Genomic DNA, 17207 nt, shown 5'->3' with positions numbered 1-17207 from the left:
AATAGCTAAAATGCCGTTATGGGCGGAGAGCCGTATACATGGAGACGTGTACGTACGGTTCGGGGGCAGGCTGTCGGAAACCTACCACCGTAAGGTGGCATGGCGCCGACAGCCGAGCCTACATATCGTGAATGAGAAGAAAGAAAAAGCGGCTAATACGCTGCATATAGATAACCTGAATTTATAAGTCATGGCAGAAATTCCGACTATTGTAATTCAGCAACTCAGGTTAAGTAATTACATGTTTATCGTTATTTGCCCCTCATTAAGCACCCGCTTTTTGAGGGGTATTTTGTTACTGGTATGAATTTTTTTCACCAAAGATTATAGATTAAATAGTCTATAATGATAGAATATAGGTAAATAAGGCTATAATGATTTATATACATATAATTGTGTAGAAGGAAAAATACTTCGTTTTTCCACCTGCTTGATTCACTATAAAAAAATTACCGGATAGCTAAATCTTTAATGTAGTATACAAACATTAGCCCCCCAGATTTATATGCCCAGCGTAAACGAACAGAAAGAAAAAGCAGCTAATACATTACACATCGAAATTTTGACTTTGTAGGTCATGGTGGAAACTTCCACCCTTGAGCATCAATGACTTATAACAAAGAATCATAAACACATCATAATTTACCCCTCATTAAACCCCTGCTTTTTGAGGGGTATTTTGCATCATAGACACTCTCAATGGAGAGCATTTTACTATAAAAAGAGTTTGCTCCCTCTTTTATTATCCTTTTGTGTTAATGAAAATTAAATCTATCGGTGGTGAATGAGTGGGTAATTGGTGGCTTTCAAGCACCTATTTAGCACCCATAAACATACATATACTTTTGCGGCATTAACTCTAAAATACGAAAGATATGGCTTATAAAGTAAATTCGTTGGAGGAGATGCCAAATGCATTGTCCTACCTGATTGAGTCCGTAGAGGCTCTACAATCTAAAGTAAATGCCCTGCAGAATAAGCAGGCAAGTAATTCACCCAAGTGGATGGATATAGACGAGCTTTGTGCTTACCTACCATCGCATCCTGCCAAGCAAACGGTTTATGGATGGGTTTCAGCCAAACAAATCCCCGTACATAAAATAAATAAGGCTCTGGCTTTTCTACAATCAGAAATTGATGACTGGTTGAAGAACAAATCGCATAAGACACAGGATGAATTGATGGAGGAAGCCAGACGATTTGTTGAATCCAAAAAGATTATCAGATGATGGGAACGACTGATTATTGTTTTTCATTCTTTCGCAAACCCATCCAGAACATCGAACCGATAAGAGCTGTAGGTATTGTGGATGTGTACCGCTATATCACCGGGCATTATGCACAACCACAAACCGAAGCCTTGCGTCTGATGGCTACTTCTCCTGAAGCCAAAAGGTACAAAGCCACCCATTTTGACTATTGTACCTTTTCTGGACTATTCCGTAAGCGGAATGAGAGGGAACTGATAATGCACTCCGGATTGATGTGTCTGGATTTTGATCATGTGGAAAATATTATGGAACTAAAGCAAAAGTTACTCAACCATGAGTATTTCGATACGGAGCTATTATTTGTCAGTCCATCCGGTAATGGATTAAAATGGATAATACCCGTTGACTTGAAAGGCTGGGAACATTCCCGGTACTTTAAGGCTGTTACCAACTGTATCAAAGCGACAGGCTTGCCGTTGGTAGATATGTCCGGAAGTGACGTTGCTCGTTCATGTTTTTTGCCACATGATCCACAAGCATATATTAACCCTAAATACAAAGATGATGTCGAAGAAAATATTTTTCGCCCAAGATTGGGAGAATGTCCCTTCTGAAATACAGCAAACAGATACGCCAAGTATCACTCCACTATATAATAAGGTGGAGGAAGATGTGGAACATATTGTCTGGGAAATAGAGCAGCGTGCCATTGATATAACACCCAATTATAAAGATTGGGTAGAATTGGGCTTTGCGCTTGTGGACGGATTGGGAGAAAATGGACGAGAGTATTATCACCGCATTAGCAGGTTTTACCCTAACTATCAAAGGGAAGAAACCGACAAACAATATACACACTGTCTGCAATCCAAAGGACAAGGTATTACCATTCGTTCTTTCTTCCATCTTGCGAACCAAGCCGGAATCTCGCTGACTCCATTCAACAAAGAACATTTATCCATTTTGCCAAATATCCAAAATGGAAAAACGGGTAAATGGATAAAGTCAGAGGAAGAACTTCCGGCATTTCCTGAGTGTGTATTCGATAATCTTCCTTCTTTTCTAAATGAGGTTGTCAACAATTCTATATCGCTGGATGACCGTGATACAATATTGATTGGGGCGATTGTGTGTTTGTCTGTCTGCTTTCACAATATTTGTGGAGTGTACGATGAACGCATCGTTTATCCGAACCTTTATCTGTTTGTAGTAGCAGATGCCGGTATGGGGAAAGGTGCGTTGACTTTGTGCCGGGAACTTGTAGCACCTATCAATCGTAATTTGCATGAACTTTCCAAACGATTGGAGCAGGAGTACAAGGAAGCAATGAACACTTACATCAAAGGCAAGAAAGATGGTGGAATGACCATGCCAACTGAACCGCCTATGCGAATGCTTGTCATTCCTGCCAACAGTAGCGCAAGTTCTTTCCTGAAGATACTGGGAGATAATGACGGAATCGGACTGCTATTTGAATCGGAAGGTGACACATTAAGCCAGACTTTGAAGTCGGACTATGGTAATTATTCAGATGTATTACGAAAGGCATTTCACCATGAGTTAGTCAGTTTAAGTCGCCGCAAGGACAGGGAATATTGCGAAGTCAGCAATCCAAGAGTGTCAGTCGCTTTGGCTGGAACTCCCGAACAGGTAAGGAAATTGATACCTGATGCGGAAAACGGTCTGATGAGCCGTTTCTGTTTTTATATCATTCGTTTCAAGAGAGGTATAAGAAACGTGTTTGCCACAAATGATATTTCACAATCCAAGAATGCCATGTTCAAACTGATGGGGGATAAATTCTGCCATCTGCATGAAGAATTTGTCAGACAAGGTAATTATTCCTTTTCTCTTCCCTCTGATTTGCAGGAACACTTTATAGAATATCTAAGTCAGGTGAATGAGGAATGTTGCGACGAAGTAGATAACAAGATGCAGGGTGTAGTCCGACGGATGGGGCTGATTGCCTATCGTATAATGATGGTGTTGACTGCTGTCCGACATTTGGAGAATATGCCTCACGAATCATCTTCCTCCGACAAGACTATACAATTGATTTGCCATAAATATGACTATTCCATAGCCATGAGTATCTGCGAGACCTTGCTTTGCCATGCAGTGTTCATCTATCGAAACTTGTCAGGAAATCAGCCCAAACGTTTACAATCCCTTTCACAAGAAACGGGCATTTACGCACGAAGGAATACCCTTTATAATATGTTGCCAGAAACATTCACCAAAAAAGATTATGACGCAACTGTTTTAGCTTTAGGTGAAAATGGAAGTACGGCAAACAAATGGATAGAAGCCTTTATCAAAGATGGCAGACTAAGCCGAATAGAACAAGGTAAATATAGGAAGATTTTTTGAGTGGCAAGTTTGTGTTTTAGTGTCACTAAAACCTATGTGGCAAGCGGATAGAACTGCCACTCTCAAAAAATCAATTTATGCACATCAAAATTTATATAAGTATGAAGGAAAAGAAACTTGGTGGTCGCCCAAAGTTGGCGAGTTACCAGAAACGCACGAAATGTTTCCGGGTAATGTTTACCGAGAACGACTATATCTATATACAATCCAAAGCCCAACAGGCTGGATTGTCTGTCAATGAATTTTGCCACCAGGCTGCAATGGGCTGTGAAGTCGGTCAGCGCATCAGTCCGGAAATGGTGTCGGCAATCCGTGACCTTTCCGGTATAGCCAATAATGTCAACCAGATCGCCCATCAGATGCACGTCTATGGTTTGGAAGCAGTGAAACAACAATGCTTTTCTATTATATCAGAAGTCAGCAGAATTATCACCCAAGTAAAAAATAACAATCATGATAGCGAAGATTAAAACAAGAGCCGATTTTGGAGGAATAGTAAATTACGCCAATGACCAAAAGAACAAGAAAAAGAGTGCCACACTTTTGGCACATGAAGGTGTTTGTGCTATCAACAATAAAACCATAGCAGATTCTTTTCAGATACAAGCCTCTATGCGCCCGAAAGTAAAAAGTCCGGTGAAACACGTATCACTTGCTTTCTCTCCGCAAGATACCATCCATTTTCCCGACGACGAAAAAGGAAATGCGCTTATGGTGGAGATTGCCAAGAAATGGATGGAACAAATGGGGATTCGCAATACCCAATATATCATAGCCAGGCATCATGATACGGAACATCCACATTGCCATATCGTATTCAACCGGATAGACAATGACGGTAATCTCATTTCTGATAGCAACGAACGGATACGAAATGCAAAAGTCTGTCGTGCTCTAACAAAAGAGTATAAACTTTACTTTGCTACTAAAAACAGCAAAGCTAGAAATAAGAGCCGTTTGCGCCCTCATCAATTACGTAAGTATAATCTTCGTTCCTCAACTCTTGATGTGTTGGTGGCATCTCGCTCATGGCATGACTTCTTCCATATGCTCAAAGAAAAGGGAATAGATGTACGTTTTAATCGTGCAGAAAACTCTGATAAAATTCGTGGTATATCCTTTTGTATGGATGAATTTAGCGTTGCCGGTTCTAAACTTGATTCTGATCTAAGCATTAACCGTCTTTGTGCGACATTGGGTAATGTGGCAACAGAACTTATAGTGCAACCCCATCAAGCAATTGTTCCTAGTGCAGGCGGAGGAACCAGTAACGAACAGGGATGGCGGGATGATAAGAACAAGGATAACCAAAGAAACGAATCTTTTTATAAAACCTCAAAACGTAGAAGATAATGAAAGAAGATGTAGTAGCTGCAAATCTCGCAAATTTGCGTCAAAGTATCAATGAATTAAAGGAATGCGTTAATGGGCAGAATGTAACTCCAAACCAAACGGAGCAACATATAAAGGTGGATTTGGATGAAAAGACCATTTATAATGGAGTTGCCAAAAGCTTCTGTACTTGCTGGAACGATGCACTGTCAGTAGTGAAGAAACATGTTTGGAAACAACAACCTGATACATTGCCATTTTCACTATGGTTCCCCAAAATTGTTGACATATTCAAGCAAAAATCAAGGTTACTTGAATACATATATACCCACATTTGTGATTACAATCTCAATCGCCTTAATATTGAGATTAATACGGAGAACATATTAAGACGGCAGGATGAGATACTTTCAAAAATCAACGAACTGAAACATCCAATAACCATTATTCCACCCAATATAAATGGACTGTTTATACGGGGACATCATATTAAACTTCGATATGTTATAGTTATTGTAGCCTTAATTTTGACGTGGGCTGTTGCTGCTTCCGTTAGTAGTCTGAAATATAAGGAAGAATCTTTTGCGCATTATTCCATGTATCGGGTAGTAAAGGAACAACATCAGTACTTAATAGAACAAACAGGGATGAGACTAACTCTTGACGAACTACCGAGATTTTCTCGGTAGTTGCTTTTTCGTCCAATTCTCCACTATCATAAATATTCTTTAGATGAAGCCCTATATTGTCCGTTGAACAGTTAAATAACATACTCATAGCTTTTTGAGTACACCAAATAGTCTTATCCTTATAATAGACCTCAATGCCTTGTTCCTTACCTTCAATCTGGAATATCAAGAACTCAGCAGTGCTATTTCTTATTTCTCTTCGATTTGCCATAAATTGCTTCTCATATGCATGCAACAATACACTAAACAGCAATAGTCAATTTATATATGTTTACCTTTTTGCTTTAATTTGGGTGTTTGGGAATCTGGTACCTTTTGCGGAGCGTTGACTTTTATTGTTAATGGCATTGGAAAATCTACACCGACAAGAAGTGCTTCTCCTTCTCCAAAACTTGGCAAGAAAGACAGACTATTCCTATTTGCAGCAGATGCAGCATTTTCTACTGCCTTTTTATCTTGTTCATTTATCAATCTATGAACAACAAACGTACCCATTTGACTTAGTGTTCCTAACGGAATATCTCTTGGCATTTGTGTAGCTATACACAAAAATAGTCCATACTTGCGTGCCTCTTTTGAAATTTGTTCAAAGGCATCAAGAGGTTTTGCCGAGAAATATTCATCTGCGATACTTTTATTTAAGAACTGATGAGCCTCGTCCATGAATATAATTATTGGATTATCCTTATAAAGTCCCTTTCTTGCTTCATTCAACAGATAATTTCCTATTGCATTAACTAATATTTCTCTTACTTGGTAATCGAAACTTACTTTTGAAAAATTCAATCGCAAAACACTATTCTCCCCATTCAAGAATTCTTGTATGCCTTCTCTTAAGTCTTTTGCATCGGGAATAGTGTCTTTTCTAAAACCGAAAATTTTATTGTATTCAGATGTTGACATGACATTGTTAATTCGAGATATCAAACTTATACAATTTGAAACATCAGTTTCATTCCTATCTCCCCACATTGAAGGATTATTCCTATCCGAATCCCAATTACATTCATTAGTAATCTGTGCAGCAAGAAGATTGAAATCAAAATTACATGATTTGTCTTCTATCTGTACAATATGATTATAATAAAAAACTTCAAATGCGCGCTTTGTCTTCTTGGCTTTGTATATGTTTCCCTTGATTGGATTTCCTTGAGAATCTTGTTTATAATATAAAGATAACTCAGTATTATTGTCAAGTTTGGACATCTTCAAAGATCTAATAGCTTCCATTAGTTTTGGCACTTGCGTCTTTGAAGACGGATGTAGCAAATAATACAATTCGTCAATTGAAAGATTCTTATAATCGAAAATGTATTCACCTGTACCCAGTTCAATATTCTGTATATTCTCATTGATATTATTGTATTCTCCCGTAGCATCAATCAGAATACATTTGTTTTCCGTGTAATCTGATGCAAGTTCTATAAGTTTTGCCACAGTCCAACTTTTTCCTCCTCCTGTCGTCCCCAAAACAGCACAATGACGACCGAAAAGAGAATTAAGAGAAATATTACATAAGGCATTATTGGATGTTAATTTTCCTAAAGGAGCAAATGGAACATCCTTATCATCTGTTTTTATACCAAATGCAGATATATATGCACCTATTTGTTCGTCAGAACATGAAAAAACCTTAGAACCAACAGATGGATAACGAGAAACAGTTTTGATTATAGACTCAGGTTTGTAAATATCGAATAGAGCAAGTAATTCAACTTTTGCAATTGGATGGAACTGAGTATCTTCTTCATTTATACTTCTATTTGTTATTTCTGTTCTTTCCCCTTGAGGAAGATTCAGTTCAAACACCCTTCCTAAGAAACCGTATTCTTGACCTTCAATAACAACAAAACTGCCAACAGAGCCACCCGAAAAGATTTCTCCATTAAAATAGAATGTATGTAATAATTTTGCAGAAGGAATCTGCAAACGAACATATTGTGGAGTTACCTCACAAACATATCCAACAAATTTGTTATGGTCGAATGGCTTCATAATTATTGGGATTATCTACCTCATAAGAGCTATTATACGGATAGTTTTCTACAAAGGCTTTAAACTTAGAGAAAATTATTGTTACATTTTGAGTGACAGTTCCATCTTCTGCCACAAAATCAGGAACTAAATTATGTGTTATGCCACTTTCTTCCCATTTATCTGCTTCTCCATCTTTGGCGAAGTTTTTCATGCCAAAACAAACAATAAGCAAATGAAAGTTAGGGTTTTGAAGTGCAGCCTCCTTAATAACATTTTGAATATGCTTGTCTTGAAATCCAAAACCTGCAACAATTAACAGAGTTCCCTCTTTTCGAAGGGTACTCTGTAAATGTGACATCATTTCAAAATATGGTTGTTCATAACTGCTTTCATATTTCTCACTTGCAGGATATATGATGCATGGATGATCTGTTGTTTCTTTTTGATATATTTTACCATCTTTCTTTTCCCAATCTATACTACCATGCAATTTAAACAGTTGTATTACATTAGGAACAAAACTTTCTTCGTTCTTAATCCTAGTACGTTCCCTATATACAACGTCATGATCAAAGTTACTTCCATTGAACAATCGTGGATAAGAGAATGAAAAACCATCTATAATGGTATAATTCATTCTTTGAGCAGCTTGCTCAAATAATGTATCATAATTTGTCGTATATAGTTGAACTCGTGGTTCTGCGGGCTTACGCGCTGTTAGTTTTCTAATAAAATCCTGATGGTGTCTATTATTCTCGTCAAGAGGCAACTTGCAAGCATCGGCAATCTTCTTTTCTAATTTACATCTTAAAGAATTGCCTTCGTCGTCTTTAATCTCACCATTCAACTTTTCATACAAAATTGTAAAAGACAAAAAGTCTTCAATATTCTTAGATTCAATAATTGACTGGCATTTATCTTTTAAAATACCATCATTTTGTGTTAATACAGAGCTAATCGCATTTATTTCCTCTTCATAGCTTTGCCATAATTCTGTACGAGTTTTCCCTCCATGAGCCCCATTTTCCATAGAAGTGCCAGCTGCTGTCAAAACTGCAATATTTTTAAGATGACTAGTATATTTACTAATATCATTCGCTATTAAACGAAATGCTTCAGAAGTGGCATACTCCTTGAACTGGGCAACTCCATCTCCATCATTTTGTTGTTGAGGATTATTATCAATATACCAATGTTCCTCATCGTAGGCAACAGATTTGGTTATCGTTTTATATAAGAATATCTTTTCCATTATAATATCCAATTTAATTTACACTCTATCAACGATAGTCTCTAAGTCATTCAACTTAACCAACATGAATGCCATTCGCTCGTTTCCCCAGTATTTATTAGGAATGTCTTTGACATTGAATAGCAACTTTTGCAATTCAGCATCTGTGCCACTCGGCTTTCTTATTCGAATCATGAAATATGATGAGTTGTGTGGCTCACTTGGATAATTCGACTGAATTAGACGCTCTTTCGTCCATACATCATGCTTTGTTCGGACAATCTTGCAGAGGTTACCGACATATATCTCTCCTTTGACATACAAGAGCAAATACTTTGCTTTGTTCCAAGGAGAATCTGCAATTTTATCCAAAGGAATGTTGTACCAAAGATTGTCAAATGTCCATTGACGTTTCTCTTCACTACCAGCAACCGCCACCATTACCAAATCGTCTGGCAACATTCCAACCTTTTCTTCTTCAGTGATATATGCCAATGTGCGTTGTGGCTTGGCTTTAGCCACATGAGTATCAGCTGTCGTGAATTTCATCAAGATGTCATTCAAATGCACTCTCAGCAAGGATTCGCTATTGGGTAAAAGAGGGAATGCACCGATATTCACACTTTCTATACTAGCACTATAGTAACGTCTCTTGATGTATTCATCGTTACCACGACCAGGAAAGAGGATATAGCCACCAATTATTTCTTTGGAGCGATATGGTTCATGCTCTTTGCTATAATAAATAGCGTCACGGTAGCGATGCATCTGATTGATAGCATCAGTTGGGGGGTAATCACCTCCTGGAAAATTTGACATTTCAGCAATATCTTGCTCCTCAAAATCTTTGTCAAGCTTTTTGTCGTTAATAACACGATATTTCGCATCATACAAATACGTCAAGACAACTTCTCCAGATGCCTTGCGAATATTAAGCACAATGTCTGGACGTTGCTCTGTTGTTGCTGTATTAATGCCCATGCTATACTCATCCTTACCGCTTGTTCGGTTAAATGTATGCTGATAATGAAGAGTTACTACGTCTCCTTCATGTGCTGCCAGTTGCGCCTTACGTTCATCCTTATCATCGTTCTCTGCTTTGGGGTAATGATATTCCACAATATGCTCCAAAGAGGAATTTGTAAATGGATTGAGCAATGTTCCTTTAGGCTCTGTCACCAGTTGTTCATGTGATGGCTTGTTATAGTCAATACCCATGACATCAGCTACCAACTTCTTAATCTTTATGAAGCACCATAGCTCATAAATCTCCCATATTTGTAGAGTTCCAATGTTTGCAGCTCCATTATACAAGTCAATTCCTCGTTTCAATTTCAACCAATCCTTGTAAATTTGCTGATAACCTAATCGGTTTTGCAGTACAAGACTGTCTTGTTTCATACCATCGAAACGACCTACTGTTTTGAAGAATGGGTGTTTCGAAAGTTTTCTCAGAGAATCCTGATAGTCTGTCCACATCTGGCGATGACGTTCTGAAAGCTCTTCTTGAGAGGAACTGAGAACTGACGTTATTACAGAAGAAAGTCGTTTTCCAATACTTTGAAGAGTATATTTCACGAAACGGTTTTCCATCGTGTCGTGTGTAGAATGTGCTTCATTATAGCCAAAGTAATATTCTTCCAGTTTCCCTTCTTTTTTTACTTCGCTATAGCGTTCTTCCATGGCAGGTGTCCAGAACTTAATCTGTTCTGCCTTTCTTGATGTGTGGAAGTTCACAATTTGTGAATGTGGATTCCGTATCACACGTTTTACGTTCTTCACATAGTCATCCACAACGCTTTGGAATGAAGCCATCCATGTGGCATCGGTATTAATCCGTCCTCGACTGAATTGATGGAGAGTAATGCTCAGATAGCGATAGATGACGTTTTCGTACTCCTCGTTAATTTCCCGTAATAGCGACTTGTAATCGTTTTTTGTGTCAAGTTTGGGTGATACTACATCAAAAGTTACATAGCTATCTTTACGGACACCATTCTTCTGATAGGAGAAATCTAGTTTGAACACTCCTGGCTCATTCAAAAAGTCCAACTCTCCCGTGAGGGATTTTTCTTCCCTTCCATTCAACTCTTCATCAACAAAGAAGCTATCCTCTATGTCTTTTCGTACATGGCGGATTTCTGGTACAGAGTCTTTATCTACGCCATGGAATAGTAAGCGGACTTGATATTTACAAGTCTCAAAAATGACAGGCCATAATTTATCCCAAACCTTGCCCGCTGCAAGTTTTGTTTCTTCTTCGTCTTCAGTTTTCTTCCTTGTAATTGGACTGTATAGGCGAAGTTCACATTCATCTTTTGAGGTATAACGACAATATGTTTCTGGCGCATCAATATCTGGATTGTCTTTCCTTGAATAATTGATGCGACCCTTGAAGCGTTCCCACGAATAGCTTATGTCTTGCGTGCGAACAATTACCTCGTAATCTGGATGAATGAATCTTAAAACCTCTGTCTGCATATGTCCTTTCTATACGATTATGGCCAGAAACGAGTGAACTCTTGATTATTCAATCGGTCAATCATTTCTTGTATCTTCTCTTTGGCTGTTTGTTGATGTTCCTTGTCCTTTTCTGCCAGTTTTTCTGCCTCATCATTTTCAGATGTTGTAATATCGCTTGATGTTTCTTTGATGTCTGGAGCCAATTCTTTCAGCCATTCTAAACGATTGTCATAAGGTACATTAACTTTACTTTTATATTCTCTTGACAACGCAAACATCTCTGCATCGCCCTCAATGCGTGGAAGAATCTTCATTAACAGAATGTTATTTACAGATTGTGCAATGGCATCATCCAGTACCTTGCCTTCATCGAGCATCACACCAACCATAATGGTCAGTTCGTTCAGCACACGATAACTAACCTCAAAAGGAGTGCCTTTCAATGCCTTGTTGATTTCCTCCAACTGTGATGGAAGTTTTTCTACTAATTCTGCTGCGACATCTGAATGTGCCTCCAGAACCTCGTCGGCAGTGACATATCGACGAGCGAAAGCATTCTGCCATTTTTGTTGCTCTTCGCCAGACAAGTACTCCAAGTTTTTGCTACCACCGAACATATTGCGTAGATTACCTCCATTCATTTCTATGGTCATAGCACGGTCAATCACTTTACGAGAGAACTGATGCGTGGTATCATCCATATTGACTGTACCAATGATTACTACATTGTCCGGAAGGGTTAGTCCTTCGGTTGTCAGGTCTGTACGTTTGCCGACCACTTCATTAATATTACTTTCGGTTTTAATATTAAAGAGTTTAAGGTAGATGTCCCTGTCGGTCAAATTGCTGCTGAAAGGCTCTCCTGTTTGTGCATTCTTTGTGTGGGGTATTTCTGAAAATTCACGGAAATACAGCGCATCAATTATTGGCTCTGTTTTAACCATGGTCATATCAACCTCGCCAGTTTCTTCATTCTTTGGATGCTTGCGAGTTTCCAATATGCTCAAAATCTCTGCAAAGTATTGTTCTACAGGCGCCAGATTCATTTCATCAAGACAAACAAAGAATGGAACTGTAGGGAACATTTTGGCCTTTACCAAGAACTTGACGAACTTAGTGAACTGATAACCACCCTTCCCTAATCGGCTGTAATATCCCAACAATTCTGTTGAGTCATGCCAATTTGGTTTTACCTCAATCATACAATAGTTGCCAGGCGTTGTGCCAGCCTTGTCTTGCAAGTATTTTGGACATGACTTAAAGGCAAATTCACGGACAATACGACTTTTGCCCGTACCAGAAATTCCTGCAAGTAGAAGGAAGGGCTTAGTCTGAAGAGCTGCTACAGAACGTAAAATATCGCCATTATTTAATATTTTTTCAGATGGTTTCCAGCTTGAAACAAATGCAGATTTTGGCTTATCTGACATGTACATAAGTGCTTCAATTGCACCTTCTTCTATTGATTTCATAATAACACTATATGATTTTGATAATTCCTTATTTTTACTACACACGTTTTTGAGTGTTTCAATGATGTTCGCTTTCTGGCAAAGGGTACTTTCATCATCATAGTATAATCCTCTAAAAGGAGAATTGTTTAAATTGTTTTTTTCTACTAGATAACAACTGTTAAGAAATTCCGGGAAATACTTATCTGCAATTCCATAGAACCCTCTGGGTTCCACATCTTTTGCAGAACCCAACATAAATAACGCCATCTTTTGGTGATGAATATTAGTTAGTGAAATGCCGTTTCTGATGCATTCATTTAATTCATCAACACTAGAGAAAGAACTTCTTATATTCCTGGTTTTATTATCTATTATTCGTAAAGTAATCTGGTCTTGTCGCCCATGAAGATAATCCAATATTGTTTTAGAAGTTCTAGCTTCTTTTAATTCACAACAAAATCCAGATAATAAATACCTTAACCAAGTTATTCTGTCACTGCCTTCTGGGATAGGAAAACTCTCAAGTAGTCGATGTACAACTGAATTAACTGATATTGAAAAACCATCAATTTCGAAAGGTTGTACAATTGAAAAAATAGCATTTATTGCAGCTATTGCTCTATGTATTGAATTAGAGTCGTTCTTTTCATATGTTTGGTATAAAAGAGCGACAATGTAACCAAGCCTTGATTGTACATTTTCTCCATTTTTAATAGAGTTTAAGGCCTGCATACCTTTTGTAAGTTCATGATTTAGTAAACCTATTCTAAAAAGTTCTTTAGCTCTAGAACGGCCATCAGAAGTAGAAACTCCTAGTGCCTCAGTTAAGTTTGTGGCATCATCGGGAAATGTACCAACTAGAATGTTACGATTCCATTCACCCCATTCAGAAAGAAGGGTGTCATAATAGTTATAGATACAATTAATGTTATATTTCATAACTTTCTAAGCATTATAACGTGTTCATACTCTATTTTACTATTTTTCTTGTTTCTAGGAATAGATGTTCGATGGTCTTTTATTACATACTTATAATAACCGAAGCTTTCGTATCCCACTTCTATTGCTAATTGTTGAATAATTTCATGGGTTGGTATTTCTACTCCTTTTATAGTGTTATCTCCAATTATAACATGGTATTCCCCATGTTTTTTTAAGACATTATGTACACATGCGAGGTTTTTATACATGTCATTAAAATATGCTTGGCATGTTAATGCTCTCAGCTTATCCCTATCGACAATTTTGTCAAAATATGGTGTAAAATATTCTTTTACCACTTCAGAAATCTCTTGGGTACGTCTTCTTTCATGTCCAACTTGTTTCTCTCTTAATCTATTTGCAATATTATTGTCAATTGTTCCACAGAATGCACTTTCCACCTTAATACAACGAGTGTAATCTAATGCATTTATGTATGGTGGGGAAGAAATAGCAATATCTATAATGGGGCTTTCTAATAGAAAATCTGTCGCATCATCACCAATCCAGTTAATCCTTCTATTTGCTTTTTTTGAAGACAACATTTCTTGCATAGCAACAAAATGTACATTAAAGCTGTACATGAAGGAAGACTCAACATCTTTTGTCTCTTTCGGATACTTTGTTGAAATATAAGGCTTCAATGACTGTCTTTCCATTAATGATACAGGCTTAATTGCATCTGCATAAGTCACCATAAAAAAAGGCCGATATTTCTTTGGAGCAATAGATATTATGGCAGATTTCAATTTCAGTAAATTCGATAAGTCTTCTTTCTTAAACCAGCGTTTTATACCTGATAGATTAGGAACCTCTGCCTCTTCAAACGTTTTCCAATCGCTAATTAATGATGCCTGTACCTCATTTATCTCATTCAGTTCACTTTTGCTGAATATGGTTGAACTTACTTCTGCCACCATTCTGGCAAACGGGTCCATCTCTAATCCATAAGGATTATTTCCACTAATAACAGTTTCTACAGCAGTTGTACCACTCCCCATGAAAGGATCAAGAACGTTCATGTGTTTCTTGCCAATTGAAGCAAGGATGGCACGGGGTACCAAAAAAATGCTTCTTGCAGGATATCTATTGTATATTCTGTTCCCATATTCTTTAACATTTCTAGAAGAGGGAAAAGAGATTTCTTCCCCCCAGCCCAGTCTATACGGATTATATAAATCGATTTCTATTTTGTTTCTCCTATCCATTTGAGTACTACTAAACTTTCACGAACATATTTTTTTTCATAATCTGATAATAATATCATTTGTTGAGATGATGCTATTACCTTTCTATATACCTTAATATTAATGCATTTATAGCCTAATTCTTCTGCCTGCCTTGCAAGAATAACATCTGTTGCTATTGGAGTCCCACCATAGACGGAATTACCAACGACAATGCCGACGGTGGCTCCTTCATTAAGATTCTTTGAAAGATTAAAAAGAAATTTACCCATATCAGAAAAATAACCTTTTAACATGGGAATAATATTGTTACTCCATAAATCTTTCTTTTCAAGAATTGGCACAATCAAATTGTTTATAATGTCAGTCCCATAGGTCTCATTTCGTGGGTTCCACCGATAGTGGACATGACTTATTACAGATTTGTCTCTAAACAGTTTTTGATCTTCTTTTGTAGTAAAAAAACCTCCAACCCATAATTCAGTTAGATAGACCTTGCTATAATCAAAACAATTCGCATACGGAGGAGATGTTAATACAATGTCTGCTTTTGAAGGTAGAGCATACCCCTCAAGGTTACTTTGATAAAAGATAGTTGTTTCGCCTTTAAGATTTGTGTTCTTAATATCGCCAATGTACATCGATAATCTTCCAACCAATTTCTCCTTTAGAGCGCTAAATGACAGCGGTTCTGGAAGCATTCTTTTTTTCTTAACACCATTACCATTTTTGTGATGCGTTGATATTTCTTCTATTAGGGACAAAAGGGCCAAGGAAAACAAATTCCGAACAGTTTCATCACCTCTTTTTGAAATATAACTTTTAATTTGTAGTAGAGAATTCCACGTTGTTTCATCAAAATATTTAACAATCGTTTTATTGTCAATCGACAAGGTTATTGGCCACTTCTCAATCGACTCAAATAAATTGATTTCATTAACGAAGTGCTCTACCTCGATGTCAGAGTAATGCCTTGTTTTAACAGTAGATGCAAAAATGCCTAATGGATTGACATCCATAAGATATGCATTGTACCCCATTTTATTAGCTTCAAGTCCTGTCGTTCCGACTCCACCAAAGGGATCGAAAATAATATCTTCTGAAGATCTTGAATATTTTGAAACGAATTCATTCACGAAGGATGGAGAGAAGCCTTCTTTATATCCATACCATCTATGAATTGGCGTTCTTAATGATTCGTTAAAATTGACGGGTGTATCATAAGTACCAATGGTAAGTCCCATTGGATTATATTTGTTTTCAAGAGCTTGATAGACATCCATCAAACGCGCTTTTAGTATTTTATTTTCTTGCGTCATTGCTAAGACGTTATGTAATTCTATTCCATTTTGTTATCTGTCAGCAAGTCCTTCATATTGACATTTAGAACTTTTGCAATCTTATTTAATGTTTGAAGGTCTGGCTGTGATGCATTTGAGCACCATCGGCTTATGGTTGTAGTGCTAACGCCAAGTTGCTCTGCAAGCCATTTACCAGTTTTCTTCTGCTCAACCAGTACCACCTTTAATCGATTCAAATCGTCCATTGTAATTTTATTTAAGTTCAATGCAAAGGTATTAACATTTTTCGGAATAGCCATTATAGGCTTTTTTTTTATGCTTCTATAACGAATCGCATATAGCAAATCAGATTTGCAATCGTTTATTACTATGTGTATTGTATATAGAAATTGAGTTCTACCCCCTATTGTATCACTTACCGCCATAACTTTATTTGATAATTTATAATTCTTTATTTATTATGACAATTTTATCCAATTTATCAAAAGTAGTATCAATAAACGTGCGGCTTATTATTTTGGTTGTACGGATTGGTTGAATGCCATCATATTGTTTACGAAAGTATTGCGGTTCAAAAGCAAGATGAAGGTCATAGACCTCTGTATCTCCCTCCATTTGCTTCGCTTCCTTTGACATGATGGTTCTGACCCTAATTATCTTATAGGTATCACGAATACCTTCTCCTTTAAAATAAGGCATGAAGTAATGTAGATTTTGCAAAGCAATAGTTGTGGGGATATGTGATATAAGGTGGCATTACCATCCTTGAAACTTTGCAAATAACCTTTATGGCTACTGTTTGTAATAAGGCCTATAAGCACTCGATTATAGACTTCTACAAATGTCCCTTTTTGTGGTATTACCTTGGATATAGTCTCATGAGACTTCATACTGAGCAGTTCTTCTATAAAGTTCTCCAAAAGTAATCGGTTATGTGTGTCTTTCGGACGGAGTGGAAATGCACCGGTATTTACCTCATCTATATAGTCTTGCGGAACTTAGATACGGCAA

Annotated in this window: 14 protein-coding genes and 2 pseudogenes; 7 read left to right on the top strand and 9 right to left on the bottom strand. The window is 37.3% G+C overall.

Features of this window, described 5'->3' with window-relative positions; genetic code table 11:
- From Q3C19_RS16765 to Q3C19_RS16735, 7 genes and pseudogenes are all read left to right on the top strand, one after another.
- A pseudogene (locus Q3C19_RS16765) lies at positions 1 to 187 on the top strand (hypothetical protein); the annotation flags it as partial.
- Positions 188 to 875: 688 nt separating this feature from the next.
- On the top strand, positions 876 to 1229 hold the full coding sequence (locus Q3C19_RS16760; protein ID WP_048927615.1) for a helix-turn-helix domain-containing protein: 354 nt from the start codon (positions 876 to 878) through the stop codon (positions 1227 to 1229).
- Entirely contained in the window at positions 1226 to 1825 is a 600-nt protein-coding gene (locus Q3C19_RS16755) for a BT4734/BF3469 family protein (RefSeq protein ID WP_117706933.1), read from the top strand. The genes Q3C19_RS16760 and Q3C19_RS16755 overlap by 4 nt, the downstream gene beginning before the upstream one ends.
- Entirely contained in the window at positions 1776 to 3581 is a 1806-nt protein-coding gene (locus tag Q3C19_RS16750; RefSeq protein WP_302730869.1) for a DUF3987 domain-containing protein, read from the top strand. The genes Q3C19_RS16755 and Q3C19_RS16750 overlap by 50 nt, the downstream gene beginning before the upstream one ends.
- A gap of 101 nt (positions 3582 to 3682) precedes the next feature.
- The gene (locus Q3C19_RS16745; RefSeq protein WP_118431704.1) at positions 3683 to 4051 is read left to right on the top strand and encodes a MobC family plasmid mobilization relaxosome protein; all 369 of its coding nucleotides are present in this window, start codon (positions 3683 to 3685) and stop codon (positions 4049 to 4051) included.
- Positions 4035 to 4934 (top strand): relaxase/mobilization nuclease domain-containing protein, encoded by a 900-nt coding sequence (locus Q3C19_RS16740; RefSeq protein WP_302730852.1) that lies wholly within the window; start codon positions 4035 to 4037, stop codon positions 4932 to 4934. The genes Q3C19_RS16745 and Q3C19_RS16740 overlap by 17 nt, the downstream gene beginning before the upstream one ends.
- Positions 4934 to 5602, top strand: coding sequence for a hypothetical protein (locus tag Q3C19_RS16735; protein WP_302730850.1), 669 nt, complete (start codon positions 4934 to 4936; stop codon positions 5600 to 5602). Before Q3C19_RS16740 ends, Q3C19_RS16735 begins: the two co-directional genes overlap by 1 nt.
- Here Q3C19_RS16735 and Q3C19_RS16730 read toward each other — a convergent pair.
- From Q3C19_RS16730 to Q3C19_RS16690, 9 genes and pseudogenes are all read right to left on the bottom strand, one after another.
- Positions 5571 to 5813: pseudogene (locus tag Q3C19_RS16730) on the bottom strand (death-on-curing protein); the annotation flags it as partial. The gene Q3C19_RS16735 and the pseudogene Q3C19_RS16730 sit on opposite strands and share 32 nt — an antisense overlap.
- Positions 5814 to 5863: 50 nt before the next feature.
- Complete coding sequence (locus Q3C19_RS16725; RefSeq protein ID WP_302730848.1) at positions 5864 to 7597, bottom strand: ATP-binding protein; 1734 nt, start codon at positions 7595 to 7597, stop codon at positions 5864 to 5866.
- Positions 7578 to 8831, bottom strand: coding sequence for an SIR2 family protein (locus Q3C19_RS16720; protein WP_007566673.1), 1254 nt, complete (start codon positions 8829 to 8831; stop codon positions 7578 to 7580). Before Q3C19_RS16720 ends, Q3C19_RS16725 begins: the two co-directional genes overlap by 20 nt.
- Before the next feature lie 18 nt (positions 8832 to 8849).
- The gene (locus Q3C19_RS16715) at positions 8850 to 11291 is read right to left on the bottom strand and encodes a DUF2357 domain-containing protein (protein ID WP_087207473.1); all 2442 of its coding nucleotides are present in this window, start codon (positions 11289 to 11291) and stop codon (positions 8850 to 8852) included.
- Positions 11292 to 11308: 17 nt separating this feature from the next.
- On the bottom strand, positions 11309 to 13666 hold the full coding sequence (locus tag Q3C19_RS16710; RefSeq protein ID WP_302730844.1) for an McrB family protein: 2358 nt from the start codon (positions 13664 to 13666) through the stop codon (positions 11309 to 11311).
- On the bottom strand, positions 13663 to 14916 hold the full coding sequence (locus tag Q3C19_RS16705) for a hypothetical protein (protein ID WP_087213418.1): 1254 nt from the start codon (positions 14914 to 14916) through the stop codon (positions 13663 to 13665). Before Q3C19_RS16705 ends, Q3C19_RS16710 begins: the two co-directional genes overlap by 4 nt.
- Positions 14895 to 16214: a hypothetical protein gene (locus tag Q3C19_RS16700; RefSeq protein WP_302730840.1), complete on the bottom strand. Its 1320-nt coding sequence runs from the start codon at positions 16212 to 16214 to the stop codon at positions 14895 to 14897. The genes Q3C19_RS16705 and Q3C19_RS16700 overlap by 22 nt, the downstream gene beginning before the upstream one ends.
- Before the next feature lie 20 nt (positions 16215 to 16234).
- Positions 16235 to 16441, bottom strand: coding sequence for a helix-turn-helix transcriptional regulator (locus tag Q3C19_RS16695; protein ID WP_087213421.1), 207 nt, complete (start codon positions 16439 to 16441; stop codon positions 16235 to 16237).
- Between the two features lie 196 nt (positions 16442 to 16637).
- Positions 16638 to 16895 carry a hypothetical protein gene (locus tag Q3C19_RS16690; protein WP_302730838.1) on the bottom strand — a complete coding sequence of 86 codons (258 nt, stop codon included), beginning with the start codon at positions 16893 to 16895 and terminating at the stop codon, positions 16638 to 16640.
- Positions 16896 to 17207: the final 312 nt, after the last annotated feature.

The sequence above is a fragment of the Bacteroides sp. ET489 genome, from assembly GCF_030518095.1.
Lineage (GTDB): Bacteria > Bacteroidota > Bacteroidia > Bacteroidales > Bacteroidaceae > Bacteroides > Bacteroides ndongoniae.
Note: the sequence above shows the minus strand (reverse complement) of the source record. Positions and strands in the feature narration are given on the sequence as shown.

What these genes read in the sequence shown, in the direction of transcription:
- Q3C19_RS16735 (WP_302730850.1), top strand. Translation starts at nt 4,934, where the DNA reads ATGAAAGAAGATGTAGTAGCTGCAAATCTCGCAAATTTGCGTCAAAGT.
- Q3C19_RS16725 (WP_302730848.1), bottom strand. Translation starts at nt 7,597, where the DNA reads ATGAAGCCATTCGACCATAACAAATTTGTTGGATATGTTTGTGAGGTA.
- Q3C19_RS16710 (WP_302730844.1), bottom strand. Translation starts at nt 13,666, where the DNA reads ATGAAATATAACATTAATTGTATCTATAACTATTATGACACCCTTCTT.
- Q3C19_RS16695 (WP_087213421.1), bottom strand. Translation starts at nt 16,441, where the DNA reads ATGGACGATTTGAATCGATTAAAGGTGGTACTGGTTGAGCAGAAGAAA.
- Q3C19_RS16720 (WP_007566673.1), bottom strand. Translation starts at nt 8,831, where the DNA reads ATGGAAAAGATATTCTTATATAAAACGATAACCAAATCTGTTGCCTAC.
- Q3C19_RS16755 (WP_117706933.1), top strand. Translation starts at nt 1,226, where the DNA reads ATGATGGGAACGACTGATTATTGTTTTTCATTCTTTCGCAAACCCATC.
- Q3C19_RS16715 (WP_087207473.1), bottom strand. Translation starts at nt 11,291, where the DNA reads ATGCAGACAGAGGTTTTAAGATTCATTCATCCAGATTACGAGGTAATT.
- Q3C19_RS16750 (WP_302730869.1), top strand. Translation starts at nt 1,776, where the DNA reads ATGTCGAAGAAAATATTTTTCGCCCAAGATTGGGAGAATGTCCCTTCT.
- Q3C19_RS16690 (WP_302730838.1), bottom strand. Translation starts at nt 16,895, where the DNA reads ATGCCTTATTTTAAAGGAGAAGGTATTCGTGATACCTATAAGATAATT.
- Q3C19_RS16705 (WP_087213418.1), bottom strand. Translation starts at nt 14,916, where the DNA reads ATGGATAGGAGAAACAAAATAGAAATCGATTTATATAATCCGTATAGA.
- Q3C19_RS16760 (WP_048927615.1), top strand. Translation starts at nt 876, where the DNA reads ATGGCTTATAAAGTAAATTCGTTGGAGGAGATGCCAAATGCATTGTCC.
- Q3C19_RS16700 (WP_302730840.1), bottom strand. Translation starts at nt 16,214, where the DNA reads ATGACGCAAGAAAATAAAATACTAAAAGCGCGTTTGATGGATGTCTAT.
- Q3C19_RS16745 (WP_118431704.1), top strand. Translation starts at nt 3,683, where the DNA reads ATGAAGGAAAAGAAACTTGGTGGTCGCCCAAAGTTGGCGAGTTACCAG.
- Q3C19_RS16740 (WP_302730852.1), top strand. Translation starts at nt 4,035, where the DNA reads ATGATAGCGAAGATTAAAACAAGAGCCGATTTTGGAGGAATAGTAAAT.